The sequence below is a fragment of the Campylobacter concisus genome, from assembly GCF_002914195.1.
Taxonomy (GTDB): Bacteria; Campylobacterota; Campylobacteria; order Campylobacterales; family Campylobacteraceae; genus Campylobacter_A; species Campylobacter_A concisus_M.
In genome coordinates this window covers 55,786-69,473 of the sequence record NZ_PPAU01000094.1, presented here as the reverse complement: position 1 = coordinate 69,473, position 13,688 = coordinate 55,786, and the positions used below count along the sequence as shown (strand labels likewise).

The window sequence follows — 13,688 nt, the reverse complement described above, 5'->3', positions numbered from 1 at the left end:
AATATAGGTTAAATTTAAGCAAACCTAAACTTACATTTTTTGGCTGACTTTTAAACTTATAGAAAAGAAAAATTTAGGGCAAAATATCCCATGCATTTGGTTAAATGGATTCAAAAAAATTTATTAAATGTAAAAATAAAATAAATTTTATGTGTAAAAAAGTAACAAATATACTTTAAAAGTTTAGTTATTGAAAAATTATAAAAATTTTTTGAAAATATAAATTAGCTTTTAAAAGCACAATTGTTACTAAAATACACATATAAAAATAAATAGCTGTGAATTTACGAAACAAAATTTCTAAATTTTTATTTTTGAAATTTATAATGCGTTTAACAAAACCATTACAAAGGATAAAAGATGAAATTCTTACAAGCTTTACTTTTTACTTGTGCCATCAGTGGCTTAGCATTTGGTGCAGACAAGGTCTATACGATCAAATTTGCTCACGTTGTTGCAGCTTCTACACCAAAAGGCAAGGCAGCTGACTTTTTTGCTAAACGTACTGAGGAGCTAAGCGGCGGTAAATTAAAAGTTCAAGTCTTCCCATCAGCTCAGCTACTTGACGACGATAGAGTTTTTGGCGCGTTAAAGCTTGGCAATGTTCAAATGGCAGCTCCAAGTTTTTCAAAATTTACGCCTATCGTGCCGCAGTTTCAGCTATTTGACCTGCCTTTCATCTTTAAAGATGCAGACCACCTTCACAAGGTTCAAGATGGTGCAGTTGGCGAGGAGCTAAAAGCCCTTGTTACAAAAAAAGGCTTTGTGGCACTTGATTATTGGGATGCTGGATTTAAGCATTTTAGCTCAAGCAAAAAACCAGTTCTTGTGCCAGAAGATGCAAAAGGACAAAAATTTAGAATCCAAAGCTCAAAGGTACTTGAAGAACAGATCAAAGTAGTTGGTGGCAATCCACAAGTTCTACCATTTTCAGAGGTTTACTCTGCACTTCAACAAGGCGTAGTTGATGCGACTGAAAACCCACTTTCAAATTTCTATAACTCAAAATTTCACGAAGTTCAAAGCTCGCTTACACTTTCAAGTCACGGATATTTGGGCTATTTAGTCGTTATGAGCGATAAATTTTGGAGTAAGCTACCAGATGATCTAAAAGCAAATGTAAAACAAGCTCTAAGCGAAGCAACGGCTTTCGAGAGAGAAGAGACAGCTAAAGAGGACGCTCATGTTATAGCCGAGCTTGAAAAATATATAGCAGATACCAAAAAGCTAGAAATTTTCAAGATCGACGACACACAAAAAGCTGAGTGGGAGAAGACTATGCAGGCTATCTATCCTAAATTTTACGATGTCATCGGTAAAGAGCTTATAGAAAAAACAATCGAGACAAAATAATGAAGAATTTCATTAACGCTCTTGATATATTGATAGTCTCGCTCAATAAGACTATCGCCGTTTTGGGGCTAGCTAGTGGAACGCTACTAGCCTTTGCCAACGTCGTGGCCAGATACTTTTTTGACAAAAGCTGGTCGTGGGCGAGCGAACTATCAAACTATCTTTTTATTTGGTCGGCTTTTTTTGCCGCGGCATACGGCTTTAATAAGGGCATCCACGTAAGCGTAACTATCTTGGTGGAGAAATTTCCACCAGCGCTTGCGAAGGCATGCCTGCTCTTTTCGCACATCTTAACAACTGTCTTTTTGATATTTATCGCGGTTTATTCGGTGGATTATCTCAAAATTCTGCACGAGATCGAGCAGATGATAATAGACCTTGGCATACCTCAATGGGTCCCTATGCTAGTGCTTCCGATAGCCTTTGTCACAGCTAGCTACCGCTCGGCTGAAAAAGCTATCAAAGTAGCGCTAACGCCTGCAGCACAAGTCGTGAGTAACGAAGCGCACGAGCTAGCTCATGGTAGCGTAGTCAAAGACTAAGGAGAAGAAAGATGACAATAGCATTTTTATTTATCCTACTTTTTGCACTGATGCTAATAGGCGTGCCGGTTGCGGTTTCACTAGGCACAAGTACTGTTTTAACGATGATATTTTTTACAGATATAGACATCGCTACGATCCCGCAGCTTATATTTGATGGCATCAATAAATTTTCGCTAATGGCGATACCGATGTTTATCTTGGCCGGAAATTTACTAAGTAAAGGTGGCTCAGCAAGACGTATCATCGACTTTGCAAAGTCTATGGTCGGACACTTACCAGGTGGCTTGCCTATGAGTGCGATATTTGCCTGCATCATCTTTGCAGCGGTATCTGGAAGCTCGCCTGCAACGGTTGTGGCTATTGGCTCAATTATGTTTGCAGCGATAAAAGAGGCTGGCTATCCAAAAGAGTACGCAGTGGGCGGCATAACTACGGCTGGCTCGCTTGGAATTTTGATCCCACCTTCAGTTGTTATGATAGTTTATGGCGTAACTGCTGAGGTAAGTATTGGCAAGCTCTTTATGGCAGGCGTTGTACCCGGTCTTATGCTTGGAGCTTTTATGCTAGTTCAAACTTATGTCGGTGCAAAAAAGCTTGGATTTAAAGCGACTAAAGCTGAGCCATTTAAAGTAAGAGTGCAAAAATTTACAAAAGCATTTTGGGCTCTTTTGATCGTCGTTGTGGTCATCGGCGGAATTTATGGAGGAATTTTTACTCCAACTGAAGCTGCTGCGGCAAGTGCTGTTTATGCGTTATTTATCTCACTTTTTATCTATAGAGATATAAAGATAAAAGATCTTTGGGATATCTGCCTAGACTCGGCTCTTACAACAGCTATGATATTTTTCATCATCGCAAACGCCGTTGTTTTTGCATATTTGCTAACTAGCGAACAGATCCCACAAGCGATCGCTTCGATGATACTTGATGCAAATATCGGTATGATAGGATTTTTGATATTTGTAAATATCCTGCTCTTTATCATGGGTCAATTTATGGAGCCTTCAAGCGTCATCATGATCATGGTTCCACTATTGCTTCCGATAGCTACGCAGCTTGGTGTTGATCCTATTCACTTTGGTATCATCTTGGTTGTAAATATGGAGATAGGTATGGTGACTCCGCCTGTTGGACTAAATTTATTTGTCGCAAGCGGTCTTACAAATATGAATCTAAAAGAGGTCATCATGGCATGCTTGCCGTGGACACTCACTTTATTCTTTGGCCTTATCTTGGTTACTTATATACCACAAATTTCTCTTTGGTTGCCAAACATAATGTATGGACATTAAAATTTAGAGGCTCTTGCCTCTAAATTTATGCTTTTGGATCGTAATCCGCGCTCATAACGATATTTTTACCACTTCGCTTACCAGCATAAAGTAGATTATCAGCTTGTTTTATCATCTTTTCTAAGCTAAATTCTCCCGTACCATCATGAGCAACTACTCCAAAAGTCATTGTTGCGTTGATCTTTATATTTTCAAACTCAACTATATTTTTACTCAAAGTCTCTCTCACACGCTCTACGATACTTACAGCTGCATCTTTTTTTACGCCCAAGACGACTGCTAAAAATTCTTCTCCACCAAATCTAGCTACTCTATCTTTATCTCTAAATGTGTTTTTAAATATGCCTGATAAGCTTCTTAAAACAGCATCTCCTGCGCCGTGTCCATAAGTGTCATTTATCTTTTTAAAGTTATCAATATCGCACATAACGATAGCAAAGTCCCTATTTTTATAAAGATCATTTTGACTTAAAATTTTCTGCATTGAAGTACGATTTAAAAGTCCTGTTAATGGATCGTGATTTAAGATATTTTCAGCCATCTCTTTTTCCTCTAAGATACTTAAAAATATAAATAAATTTGAGCTCTCCAAAAGATACGAAACAACAACCGAAAATATGCAAACCATACTTAAGTTAAAAACAAAAAGTAGATCTTTAAAGCCGTCAAAATTTTTTACAGGCTGGCCATCTAAATATACATAGCAGGCTATGGATAAAATTATTTGCACCACAACTATTATGTAGTTAAAAAATTTATAGGTAAATGAAGTAAAAAATAGTATTAGCGACGATGCTAAAAACAATAATCCAAAACCGTATCCCCATCCAAGTATTAGCATACAAACTAACGCATGAAATAAAATTTCAAGCTGGACTATAAGCATTGTTATCTTGTTATTTTCAGGACTATCGTAAATAAGCCTTAAAAGAAAAAGATAGGTTGCTACTGAAAATATATTCATAACCGCCAGAATTTCTTCTTTCATAAATAAAAAAATAAAAAAATAACAGACGTGAGTTAATAATATTGAAAATATGATAAGTTTTTGGGTCGTATAGAGTGAAATTCTACGCATCCGAGCCCTTTTTTAAAATTTCTAATTCGATACGGTCTTTGCCATTTTGCTTGCCTTCGTAAAGCAGCTTATCTACTAAAGTTATGGCTTCCTCAAAATCCACCTCAACACCATTTGCACATATTAGCATGCCAAAGGTCATAGTAACTGGAGTTTTATCTGGAAGTTTTGCGTTGTTTATCTGTTTTTTAAGCCTTTTGCTCACTTCGTGGATAAATTCTATCTTTGTATCGGGCAAGATTATCAAAAATTCTTCTCCGCCCCAGCGGCAAACATAGTCTTTACCTCTAAATGATTTCTTTAAAGCACTGGCTACATCTTTTAAGACCTCATCACCGCAGTCATGCCCATATGTATCGTTTATTTTTTTAAAATTATCAATATCGCCTAGCATTATGACTAAATTTGTATTACCACTTCTTTCCTTATTAGCAACTAGTTCAAATCTTAAAGTTTTTTCTATTGTTCTTCTATTTAAAAGCTGCGTTAAAAAATCATGCTTTGAGTCCTTTTCAAGCTCTTCCGTCTCTTTTCTTATTTGCTGATATCCACTAGAAGTGATAACATCTGCAAACATTGAAAGTCTTAAAACAATAAAAAAAGCAAAAACAATACTGCACACGACTATCGTCCCTCGTATAGCAGATGGGATCAGCGGTGCCTCATCTTTATGAATAAAATAAAGAAGTATAAGCAAGATTAATTCTAAAAATGCCATTATATAAGTAAGACTCTTTGAATCAAACGCTAGGAAGTAGTTTATAAAAATTACACCAACAAGTATTATCCAAATTCCGGTATTCCAACCCATAGTAGTAACAATAATAGTAACAAGTAATATGATATTTAGGTGAAATGCAAGGGATATTAATACTCTATATTTTATGTCAAATTTTATTCTAAGCAATATTCCAGCTGCCATAAATAATAAGCACATAAAAAGTAGTGGTGTAGCTATGATCATAAAAAGCAATAAAGATAGTGCATTCGCAGCTATCATAACGTCTAATATCGTTTTATAGATATCATCGATCGCTTTATAACTACTTTGATCTACAAAATCGTGTGTCAAACAAAACTCCCTGTAAATTTATTCCATTAAATTTCATTAAGTCATTCTAATAAGAGTCGTAACTATCTTCGTCCTCGTCACTATCTTCGTAGTTGTAGTCATTTTCATCGTAATTATAGTCATAACTATCGCTACTATCGTCCTCATCGTCATTAAATTCAGAGTAGTCTTCTTCTACTTCTTCATAGTCAAAATCATCACTCATTGTTTTCTCCTTAAATTTTATTTTTGACACTTTCAATATACAAACTTTGACTTGGGAATGCGAAATTTAGACCATTTTGCTTTAAAATATCCATAATCTTTAGCATTACATCTTGCTTGACATCTAAAAATTCTCCCCAAACGATAGTCTTTGCAAAACAATAAACTAAGATATTTATTGAGCTATCTGCAAAATCATCAACCACGACAAATAAATTTGACTTATATCCAGCGTAGTCATCAACTGAAACTATACTTTGTCTATATTTTAGCCCTTTTTTCTTGGCTGTTATATCCTCGCTTTTGGCAATATCTGGATGATTTATCAACATAGTTTTTATATCATCTACACATTTTTTAATCTCATCAGTTGTCGCTCCATATTCAATGCCAATTAGCATTCTGATACGTCTACCGACTTTTCTTCTACTCCAGTTTCTAACAGGATCACTTGCCAGTTTTGAGTTTGGCACAAAGATTAAAGCATTATCAAAGCTTCTAATAGTCGTCTTTCTAAAGCCAACCTCAACAACAGTACCCTCTATATCACCACAAACTATCCAATCTCCTTGCGAAAATGAGTTATCAAAGAGCATCATGACAGAAGCAAAGAAGTTTGCGATGATGTCTTTTGCAGCAAATGCAACAGCAAGACCGCCGATACCAAGCGAAGCTATGAGCGCTGATATATCAAAGCCGAGCTTTTGAAGAATTAGTAAAAGTGCAATTATTAATACAATTACATAGACTACTTTTAAAACTAAATTTACGACCTCTTTTCGTCTACTCTTTTGCGCGATTTTATCGATTATTACTATGCCATAACCATTTAGGATAGTTAAAACAAGCCATGAAAATGCGACTATATAGACGATCGAGAAGATATTTGCTAGAGTTAGTGGCACTGGTACTGGATAAAAGCCAACACCTATACAAATATTTAGTGCATAAATGATAAGAAGCGCAGAGATAGGCTTTTTAACGATATCTACTATCTGATCCTTTGCCTCCTTTACACCTTCGCCCGATGCAATGAGTGACATAAGCCAATATGTGAGTTTGGCAAGAATTCTTGTAAGTGAGACAAAAAATAAAAATACTACGATTATAACTACGATCTTACCAACGTTAAATTTTGCCGAATTTATAGAAGTTAGCTTATTTATATATTCGACCGTATCGACTAAATTTAGCTCTGATAAGATCATGCTTGAGCTTAGAAGATCAGCATTGTTTTTAAGATAGATTAAAATTTCCTCATCAGTCTCTTTTTTTAAATCAAGCTCTGCAAATGCGTTATCATAAGAGCTTGAAGTCTCATTTAGAGAATCTTTTAGCTCTTTTATGCTGACGTAAGAATTTGTTTGTAAATTTAAAAGTCCGTTATCTATCACATCTTTTATAGAATTTGACTTCGCGCCCTTTTTAAAGATCTCTTCAAGGCTGACAAGCGCTGAGTAATAAGCAGAATCAACCTTCATCTTCTCAAGCTCGATGGCGCTTTGGATGTAGGCGTCTTTGTTTGACTGCTTCTCAAGTCTAGCGACCTTTTTTTCTAGCGCCTCTTTTTGCAGATTAAATTTATTGATATCGCTTTGGGTTAATTCGATCTGCATGATATAGTTTGGTATCTTTTCTAAAAGATCGCTCTTTTTTTTATGAAGGCTAGCTAAATTTGAGTTGTCAGCCTTTGAGTTATTCGTATCTTTTTGCTGTGCTTTTAAAATTTTTATCTGGCTGTTTAGGGTTTGGATTTGATTTGTTATGCTTATTATGTCTTCTTCTTGAGTTTTGTTGCTCTCATCCGCAAAAGCAAAGGTAAAGCAAAGCAGGATAATGGCTAGAAATTTACGCATTTTCACCTCTTTTGTCCGCTAGAAGTTTAAACGTGCCTTCTTTTAAATCGTAGCTAAAAATTTCGCCAGTTTCTATGATGTAGTGCCAGCCATAAATTTGAAGCTTGCCGCTTTCATACTCCTCTTTTACATTTGGATAGGTCATTATATTTTCGATCGAATTTATCACATTTAATCTCTCAGTTAGCCACGCCATCTTTGCTGGATCGTCGCTTGTAAATTTTAAAACCTCTCTCTTAATTGGTTCTATTAGCTTTATCCAATTTCTAACATTTGGCGTAGTTTTGAGCTTTTTTTCATCCATATAAAGTGCTGCACATCCACCACAGTCAGAGTGCCCGCAAATAATAATATTTTTGATATTTAAAAGCTCTAATGCATATTCGATAGCAGAAGTCGTTGCCAAAAATTCCTCGCTCACTCTATAAGGTGGTACGATGTTTGCGATATTTCGCACCATAAAAAGCTCACCTGGAAGGCAGTTTGTTATCAAATTTGGTACTACTCTTGAATCAACACAGGATATAAAAAGGGTATGTGGGTCTTGTCTATTTTGTAGACTTTTAAAGAGCTCTTCATGCTCTAAAAAGCCATCTTCCATAAATTTTACCGCACCTTCAAGTAGCGAGTCATCCATAGAAATTTATCTCCATTTTTTATATTTTTACGCGATTATAGCAACTTTTATTTAATCTAAAAAATACTTTAATATATAAATTTTTAACTAATATAATTTGTTAAAATTCTTTTTATTCTTTGTTTAATTATTTTAGGTTAAACTCATTCAAAAATTCATAAGGAGATAAAATGAGTCTGTATGATAGGAACTACGCAAAACAAAATCAAGAAGAACTTGCGTACTCTCAAAGCTCACTAAGCACTTTTATAAAACAAACTTATCAACTTTTTGCAGCATCACTACTTTCAGCAACAGCTGGCGCCTATGTAGGTATTAGCATTGCTGGCGTTTTTGCGGCAAATAGATTTTTGTTTTGGGGACTTGTTATAGTCGAGTTTGCACTACTTTTTGGCTTAATGGCAGCTAAACGTAAAGAGGGATTAAATTTAATACTTCTGTTTGCATTTACTTTTATAAGCGGCCTTACGTTAACTCCGCTACTTTCAGCGATCCTTGCCATGCCAAGTGGAGCTGGTATTGTAGCTCAAGCATTTGGACTAACAACAGTTGCTTTTGGTGCATTAAGTGTCTTTGCGATGAATACAAAACGTGACTTTACAACAATGGGTAAAATGTTGTTCATAACCTTAATTGTTATCGTTGCAGCAGCTATTATCAATATTTTCGTTAAAAGTACAATGTTTCAACTTGTAATCGCAAGTATTTCATCGATCCTATTTAGCGCATATATACTTTTTGATACGCAAAATATTATCCATGGAAACTACGAAACTCCAGTTGAAGGCGCAGTTGCTTTGTATCTTGATTTTGTAAATTTATTTACATCATTGCTACAAATTTTAGGAATTTTTAATAGAAATGACTAAAGATGAGCGCATCTACCGAGTAATAGATGCGAACCTAAATAGGCTAAAAGAAGGGCTTCGCGTTGTTGAAGATATAAAAAGATATGTCTTTGATGACGCTAAGCTCGCCTACAAAATAAAATCCCTCCGCCACAAAGCAAAGATACCACAAAAAGAATTTTTAAAATTTAGAAATTCTCAAAACGACGTTTTAAAAACTAGCACAAAAAGCGAGCAAGCTAGAAAAAATTTAGATGAGATAATCACTGCAAATTTCAAGCGCGCCCAGGAGAGTGCTCGCGCGCTTGAAGAGTGCTTTAAGCTCATAAATTTAGAACAAGCCGAGCTTTTTAAAGGCATAAGATACGAGCTTTATGAGCTTGAAAAAGAACTTTAACTAAAAATTTAAATCTTTTCTTGTATAATCGCAACCAATTATTTTTAAAAATTTAAAGGAAATTTCGTGAGTTTAATATTTTTGATCTTGCAGTTTGCTCTAGCTGTCATCATAACTATCGCTGTTTTACTTCAAAAAAGCTCATCTATCGGACTTGGGGCATATAGCGGAAGTAACGAGAGTCTTTTTGGAGCAAAAGGACCAGCTGGATTTTTAGCTAAATTTACTTTTATTGTAGGTATTTTATTTATCTTAAATACACTTGCACTTGGATACTTCTACAATAAAGATCTAAAACGCTCTATCGTTGATAGCGTCGATAGTAAATCTCTAGTCATACCAAAGTCAAACGACGTACCATCAGCTCCTAGTGCACCACAAACTCCAGCAAAATAACAATGATAAAAACACTTTTAGCGTCATTCTTGACGCTAACATTTGCTTTAGCAGACGCTCATATTTTAGTCTATCATCGCTTTGATGATCCAAGACACACAAGCACTGATATTTCTATTAAAAATTTAAGAGAGCAGTTTGAATATTTCAAAAATAATGGCTATGAAGTCGTTAAACTCTCAAAGCTAGTCGATGCTGTAAATGCTGGCGAAAAAATACCTGATAACTGGATCGTCATCACTGTAGATGATGGTTATAAAAGTTTCTATGACAAGGCCCTTAGTGTATTTAAAGAGTATAACTATCCATTCACCATAATGATATATGTCGAGGCTATTGCTGGAAAATATGGCGATTATCTGACATTTGATCAGATTAAAGAACTTGAGGCTTATGGTGAGATTGGATACCACTCGTACGCTCATCCAAGGATGACAAAACTTAGCGATGAGGCATTAAGAGAGGATTTTCAAAAGGGTGTAGAGACCTTTGAAAAACATATGGGCTATAAGCCAAAATTCTTTGCAGTACCTTATGGTGAGATCGATAGTAGAGTCGTAAAACTTGCAAAAGAATTTGGTTTTTTAGCACTTTTAAATCAAAACTCAGGTGCGGTTTCAGACAAGAGTGATGTTTACGATCTTTATAGAACGCCCGTAATGAACGGTACCAAAATAGCACTAACGTTTAATAGCAAATTTCTAAATGCCCAGTGGATATTTCCGGATAGCTATCCGCAAAATAATGCAATAGACAAACTTATTATAAAAACTGATACAAATGCTAGCGAAGGTAGTTTCTTTATGACTGGCTTTAATGGCTTTAAAAAGGTACCTATGACAAATGGTGTTTTTGAGTGTAAATTTAACCCACCGCTCGATAAACGCAAAGTTTTAATATCACTAAAAGTAGATCATCAACGAAGTACAAAACTTCTAATAAAGGACATCAATGCTAAATAAAATTTATGAAACACAAAAAGAAGGCTGCGAAAAAGCAATAGCTTCATTAAAACGCGACTTTACAACGCTTAGAACGGGCAAGGTAAACATTAATATCGTAGATCATGTAATGGTTGATTATTACGGCTCGCCAACTCCGCTCAACCAAGTAGCTACTGTGCTTACAAGCGATGCTTCAACTATCGCTATCACACCTTGGGAAAAAAGTATGATAAAAGCCATATCATCGGCTATCCAAGCAGCAAATATCGGCGTCAATCCAAATAGTGATGGTGAGAGTGTCAAGCTATTTTTTCCACCTATGACCGTCGAGCAACGCCAAGAAAATGCAAAACATGCAAAATCAATGGGAGAAAAAGCCAAAGTCAGTATAAGAAACGTAAGAAAAGATGCAAATGATGAAGTCAAAAAGCTTGAAAAAGATAAAGCTATAACTGAAGACGAGAGTAAAAAGGGGCAGGATGAGGTTCAAAAGATAACTGACACCTACACTGCAAAAATCGATACTCTTGTAAAAGAAAAAGAGGCTGAGCTTTTAAAAATCTAAAATTTTTAGAAATTTTTCCTTATCTAGCTACTTTTATGTGGCTAGATATTCTCTCAAAATAATATTTCAAAAAAATATTTATTAGCAAGTAGTTTATTTTTTGTCTGTTGTACTTTTATCTATTAAATATAAATAGAACCTAGACTACATAAAGCATAGCCACCACTTTAACTTTAAACTATTTTCATGGATTGCTTTAGTTTAAATTCTTATTTTGAATTCGTCTTAAATTCTTTATTCAATATTATTAATTTTACATATATTTATACACAGGATTACTAACTATTATGTATTTTGGATGTTCTACTTCAAATAGTATTTTGAGAATTTAAGATAATCAGAAATAAAATATTAAAACTCATATTCGTTTGCCTATCTTACAATATTATAATTTGAAAAAGGAATTCAATACTAGCTTTAGTTTTAGTAAATTATGATCTGAATATTTATAGAAATATTTTTATAGCCATTATGAACGATAAATCTAGGTAATGCTTTATAAAATAAACAAGGAATTAGATAGGTGGCCGGGAGATAGGGACACCTAGAGTGTAAAAACATTTTTCATTACTACAAGTACCTAAAAATGGGATTTCTATGGCATTTTTAAGAGTATAAATTTTGACTCTTTCTGGGTAAAAAGATGTAACAAGCCTATGTAACAAGTCTAGCACCATTAATTCCTTTCCTCTGCGATATTTTATATAAAATTTCGTCCAAAATTTTAGACGATTTTTATTTAAATATATTAATCGGCAACCGCCAGGTTACCTAGATACTTAGTCTTTTGCCTGACGCTATCGCACCTTCAAGCGTGCTTAGCGTTAGCGAGTCGTTGTCTGGGTTTAGTAGTCTATCAAGAGCGGCGCAACTGGTTTTCATGAGCTTAGTTATCTTTGTTTTGGCTGTACATTCTAGCTTTAAGCTAACCTCTGATATAACCAACAAAAGGCTTTGTATTTACCGTATATTATATCAAATGCTCCAATTTTCCATCCTAAGCCCGCTTATATCTTTAAAATCTTTTTCGTTATTCGTAACCAAAACAAGATCATTACTAAGCGCTACGGCGGCAATCAGCATATCCATATCGCCTATCCTTCTGTTTTTATTTTTCATCTCAAGCCTTATTTTGCCGTAGCTTGCCGCACATTTACTCGTAAAATCCAAAACACAGAAATTTGAGATAAAATCTCCCATGAGTCTTAAATTTAGCTCTTTTTGAGTGGAATTTTCTATGCCGTAAAACATTTCGGCTACCGTTATACTGGAAATAAAAATATCCTTTTTGCCATATCTAGTTAAATGGTTTAGTATATTTTGACTGTAAGGCTCGTTGCTAGAAATCAAGTAACTACAAATATTAGTATCAAGCAAAAACATTATTTAAATCCGAAATTTCGCTCTTGCGGCAAGCTTTGCTCGGCTCTTTCAAATTTAACTCCAGCATCTTTCAACTCATTCAAAGTCTTAAACAGTCCGCTCCATTCATCATCTTTAACTGGGGTTAAAACCACTTCGTTATTATCAAAACTCTTTAGTATAAACTCTTTGACGTTGTCTAAATTTAGGCTTTTTGGAAGCCTTAGTGCCAAAGAATTACCGCTTTTGAATACTTTTAATCTAGCCTGCATTATTACAACCTCTCGTATATATTTTTCTAAGTGTATACTGAACAAGATAAAAATATTCTTATATTTTGCTCGTTTATAGTGTCGGCATTGCAATGTTTTTTGATAAATCTTATGCAAAAGGTAAAAAAGTGAGAATGGGTAAAATGTGGAGCAAATAGCGTTAAGAGCCTTTTTGTATAGGCATGGACGTAAGGTAAAAAATGGGAACTTAAAATGCACAATTTGCAAAATTTAGGCATTTTTTAGCATTTTGAAATCCAAACTTCAATTTGCTTCAAAAACTTCAAAGCCCCTTTAAATCACGCCTTTTCTGATATACGCTACGACGCGCCCTATAATACTACAATTTTCTAAATTCTTGCCGTCGATTACGATGAGTTCATATTTTCTCGTTATCCAAAAATAGCGTTATAGCTCTTGTTGTCGGGTTTTTCTCTAACCTTTTAACGAACACGTCGCCTCCGTAGTTTATAACATATACGTTGCCGCTAGTGACGTCACCCACGTTTGCGGTAGCTATAAAAGCAGTTCGCCATTAGCGGTAGTGGGCTCCATACTGTTGCCTTTGGCATTAATTATATGGACTTTTGGATAGGTCGCCACCAATGCGCAAAAAGCTAACGCAGTCGACGCTTCGTCGGTAGTTTATCGCTCCATCTCCGGTGCTAAAATATGTATCTCTAAAATACGACACGGCCATAATGCCATTTTCTTCAGCGTTATCGCTTGATTTGTTTTGGGTTTTAAGATCAGGGGGGGGGTTATGACAGAATTTTGATGACTTACGACACAAGACTGCACCCATAAAAACGGGCAATCTTAAAAGAGATATAAGGGTATTCGAAGTAACCGCCGGTGAGGTAAAGG

16 protein-coding genes are annotated in these 13,688 nt (G+C 35.2%); 8 read left to right on the top strand and 8 right to left on the bottom strand.

Annotation, left to right across the window (positions count from 1 at the left end; genetic code table 11):
- Positions 1-360 precede the first annotated feature (360 nt).
- From CYP28_RS05610 to CYP28_RS05600, 3 genes are read left to right on the top strand one after another with little or no spacing between them, the layout of a single operon-like run.
- Positions 361-1,353: a DctP family TRAP transporter solute-binding subunit gene (locus tag CYP28_RS05610; protein ID WP_103593430.1), complete on the top strand. Its 993-nt coding sequence runs from the start codon at positions 361-363 to the stop codon at positions 1,351-1,353.
- Positions 1,353-1,895 carry a TRAP transporter small permease gene (locus CYP28_RS05605; RefSeq protein ID WP_103593429.1) on the top strand — a complete coding sequence of 181 codons (543 nt, stop codon included), beginning with the start codon at positions 1,353-1,355 and terminating at the stop codon, positions 1,893-1,895. Before CYP28_RS05610 ends, CYP28_RS05605 begins: the two co-directional genes overlap by 1 nt.
- 11 nt (positions 1,896-1,906) lie before the next feature.
- Entirely contained in the window at positions 1,907-3,190 is a 1,284-nt protein-coding gene (locus tag CYP28_RS05600) for a TRAP transporter large permease (protein WP_103593428.1), read from the top strand.
- A gap of 25 nt (positions 3,191-3,215) precedes the next feature.
- On the opposite strand, the gene CYP28_RS05595 is transcribed toward CYP28_RS05600, so the two are convergent.
- From CYP28_RS05595 to CYP28_RS05580, 5 genes are read right to left on the bottom strand one after another with little or no spacing between them, the layout of a single operon-like run.
- Positions 3,216-4,268: a GGDEF domain-containing protein gene (locus CYP28_RS05595; protein WP_103593427.1), complete on the bottom strand. Its 1,053-nt coding sequence runs from the start codon at positions 4,266-4,268 to the stop codon at positions 3,216-3,218.
- Positions 4,261-5,340, bottom strand: a complete 1,080-nt coding sequence (locus CYP28_RS05590) for a GGDEF domain-containing protein (RefSeq protein ID WP_258032469.1) — start codon at positions 5,338-5,340, stop codon at positions 4,261-4,263. The genes CYP28_RS05595 and CYP28_RS05590 overlap by 8 nt, the downstream gene beginning before the upstream one ends.
- A gap of 46 nt (positions 5,341-5,386) precedes the next feature.
- Entirely contained in the window at positions 5,387-5,545 is a 159-nt protein-coding gene (locus tag CYP28_RS10340) for a hypothetical protein (protein WP_021091126.1), read from the bottom strand.
- Between the two features lie 10 nt (positions 5,546-5,555).
- On the bottom strand, positions 5,556-7,400 hold the full coding sequence (locus tag CYP28_RS05585; protein WP_103593426.1) for a mechanosensitive ion channel domain-containing protein: 1,845 nt from the start codon (positions 7,398-7,400) through the stop codon (positions 5,556-5,558).
- Complete coding sequence (locus CYP28_RS05580) at positions 7,393-8,037, bottom strand: carbonic anhydrase (RefSeq protein ID WP_103593425.1); 645 nt, start codon at positions 8,035-8,037, stop codon at positions 7,393-7,395. Before CYP28_RS05580 ends, CYP28_RS05585 begins: the two co-directional genes overlap by 8 nt.
- 170 nt (positions 8,038-8,207) lie before the next feature.
- Here CYP28_RS05580 and CYP28_RS05575 point away from each other — a divergent pair, with 170 nt between their 5' ends.
- The 5 genes from CYP28_RS05575 to frr all read left to right on the top strand — a co-directional run bounded on the left by CYP28_RS05575 (position 8,208) and on the right by frr (position 11,187).
- The gene (locus tag CYP28_RS05575) at positions 8,208-8,906 is read left to right on the top strand and encodes a Bax inhibitor-1/YccA family protein (RefSeq protein ID WP_103593424.1); all 699 of its coding nucleotides are present in this window, start codon (positions 8,208-8,210) and stop codon (positions 8,904-8,906) included.
- On the top strand, positions 8,899-9,282 hold the full coding sequence (locus tag CYP28_RS05570) for a thiamine-phosphate pyrophosphorylase (protein ID WP_103593423.1): 384 nt from the start codon (positions 8,899-8,901) through the stop codon (positions 9,280-9,282). The genes CYP28_RS05575 and CYP28_RS05570 overlap by 8 nt, the downstream gene beginning before the upstream one ends.
- Before the next feature lie 66 nt (positions 9,283-9,348).
- Complete coding sequence (secG, locus tag CYP28_RS05565) at positions 9,349-9,678, top strand: preprotein translocase subunit SecG (RefSeq protein WP_021091090.1); 330 nt, start codon at positions 9,349-9,351, stop codon at positions 9,676-9,678.
- Positions 9,679-9,680: 2 nt separating this feature from the next.
- Positions 9,681-10,640 carry a polysaccharide deacetylase family protein gene (locus CYP28_RS05560; protein WP_103593422.1) on the top strand — a complete coding sequence of 320 codons (960 nt, stop codon included), beginning with the start codon at positions 9,681-9,683 and terminating at the stop codon, positions 10,638-10,640.
- Complete coding sequence (gene frr, locus CYP28_RS05555; protein ID WP_072595202.1) at positions 10,630-11,187, top strand: ribosome recycling factor; 558 nt, start codon at positions 10,630-10,632, stop codon at positions 11,185-11,187. The genes CYP28_RS05560 and frr overlap by 11 nt, the downstream gene beginning before the upstream one ends.
- A gap of 975 nt (positions 11,188-12,162) precedes the next feature.
- Here the strand turns inward: frr and vapC are convergent.
- The 3 genes from vapC to CYP28_RS10115 form a co-directional block, all read right to left on the bottom strand.
- Complete coding sequence (vapC, locus tag CYP28_RS05550; RefSeq protein ID WP_103593421.1) at positions 12,163-12,570, bottom strand: type II toxin-antitoxin system tRNA(fMet)-specific endonuclease VapC; 408 nt, start codon at positions 12,568-12,570, stop codon at positions 12,163-12,165.
- Positions 12,570-12,821, bottom strand: a complete 252-nt coding sequence (locus CYP28_RS05545; RefSeq protein WP_087586665.1) for an antitoxin — start codon at positions 12,819-12,821, stop codon at positions 12,570-12,572. The genes vapC and CYP28_RS05545 overlap by 1 nt, the downstream gene beginning before the upstream one ends.
- A 571-nt stretch (positions 12,822-13,392) precedes the next feature.
- Positions 13,393-13,614, bottom strand: a complete 222-nt coding sequence (locus tag CYP28_RS10115; RefSeq protein ID WP_141089894.1) for a hypothetical protein — start codon at positions 13,612-13,614, stop codon at positions 13,393-13,395.
- Between the last annotated feature and the right edge of the window lie 74 nt (positions 13,615-13,688).

Coding starts and splice junctions, on each gene's coding strand:
- CYP28_RS05580 (WP_103593425.1), bottom strand. CDS start 8,037: ATGGATGACTCGCTACTTGAAGGTGCGGTAAAATTTATGGAAGATGGC.
- CYP28_RS05585 (WP_103593426.1), bottom strand. CDS start 7,400: ATGCGTAAATTTCTAGCCATTATCCTGCTTTGCTTTACCTTTGCTTTT.
- CYP28_RS05610 (WP_103593430.1), top strand. CDS start 361: ATGAAATTCTTACAAGCTTTACTTTTTACTTGTGCCATCAGTGGCTTA.
- frr (WP_072595202.1), top strand. CDS start 10,630: ATGCTAAATAAAATTTATGAAACACAAAAAGAAGGCTGCGAAAAAGCA.
- CYP28_RS05595 (WP_103593427.1), bottom strand. CDS start 4,268: ATGCGTAGAATTTCACTCTATACGACCCAAAAACTTATCATATTTTCA.
- CYP28_RS05605 (WP_103593429.1), top strand. CDS start 1,353: ATGAAGAATTTCATTAACGCTCTTGATATATTGATAGTCTCGCTCAAT.
- CYP28_RS05600 (WP_103593428.1), top strand. CDS start 1,907: ATGACAATAGCATTTTTATTTATCCTACTTTTTGCACTGATGCTAATA.
- CYP28_RS10340 (WP_021091126.1), bottom strand. CDS start 5,545: ATGAGTGATGATTTTGACTATGAAGAAGTAGAAGAAGACTACTCTGAA.
- CYP28_RS05560 (WP_103593422.1), top strand. CDS start 9,681: ATGATAAAAACACTTTTAGCGTCATTCTTGACGCTAACATTTGCTTTA.
- CYP28_RS05570 (WP_103593423.1), top strand. CDS start 8,899: ATGACTAAAGATGAGCGCATCTACCGAGTAATAGATGCGAACCTAAAT.
- CYP28_RS05575 (WP_103593424.1), top strand. CDS start 8,208: ATGAGTCTGTATGATAGGAACTACGCAAAACAAAATCAAGAAGAACTT.
- CYP28_RS05545 (WP_087586665.1), bottom strand. CDS start 12,821: ATGCAGGCTAGATTAAAAGTATTCAAAAGCGGTAATTCTTTGGCACTA.
- vapC (WP_103593421.1), bottom strand. CDS start 12,570: ATGTTTTTGCTTGATACTAATATTTGTAGTTACTTGATTTCTAGCAAC.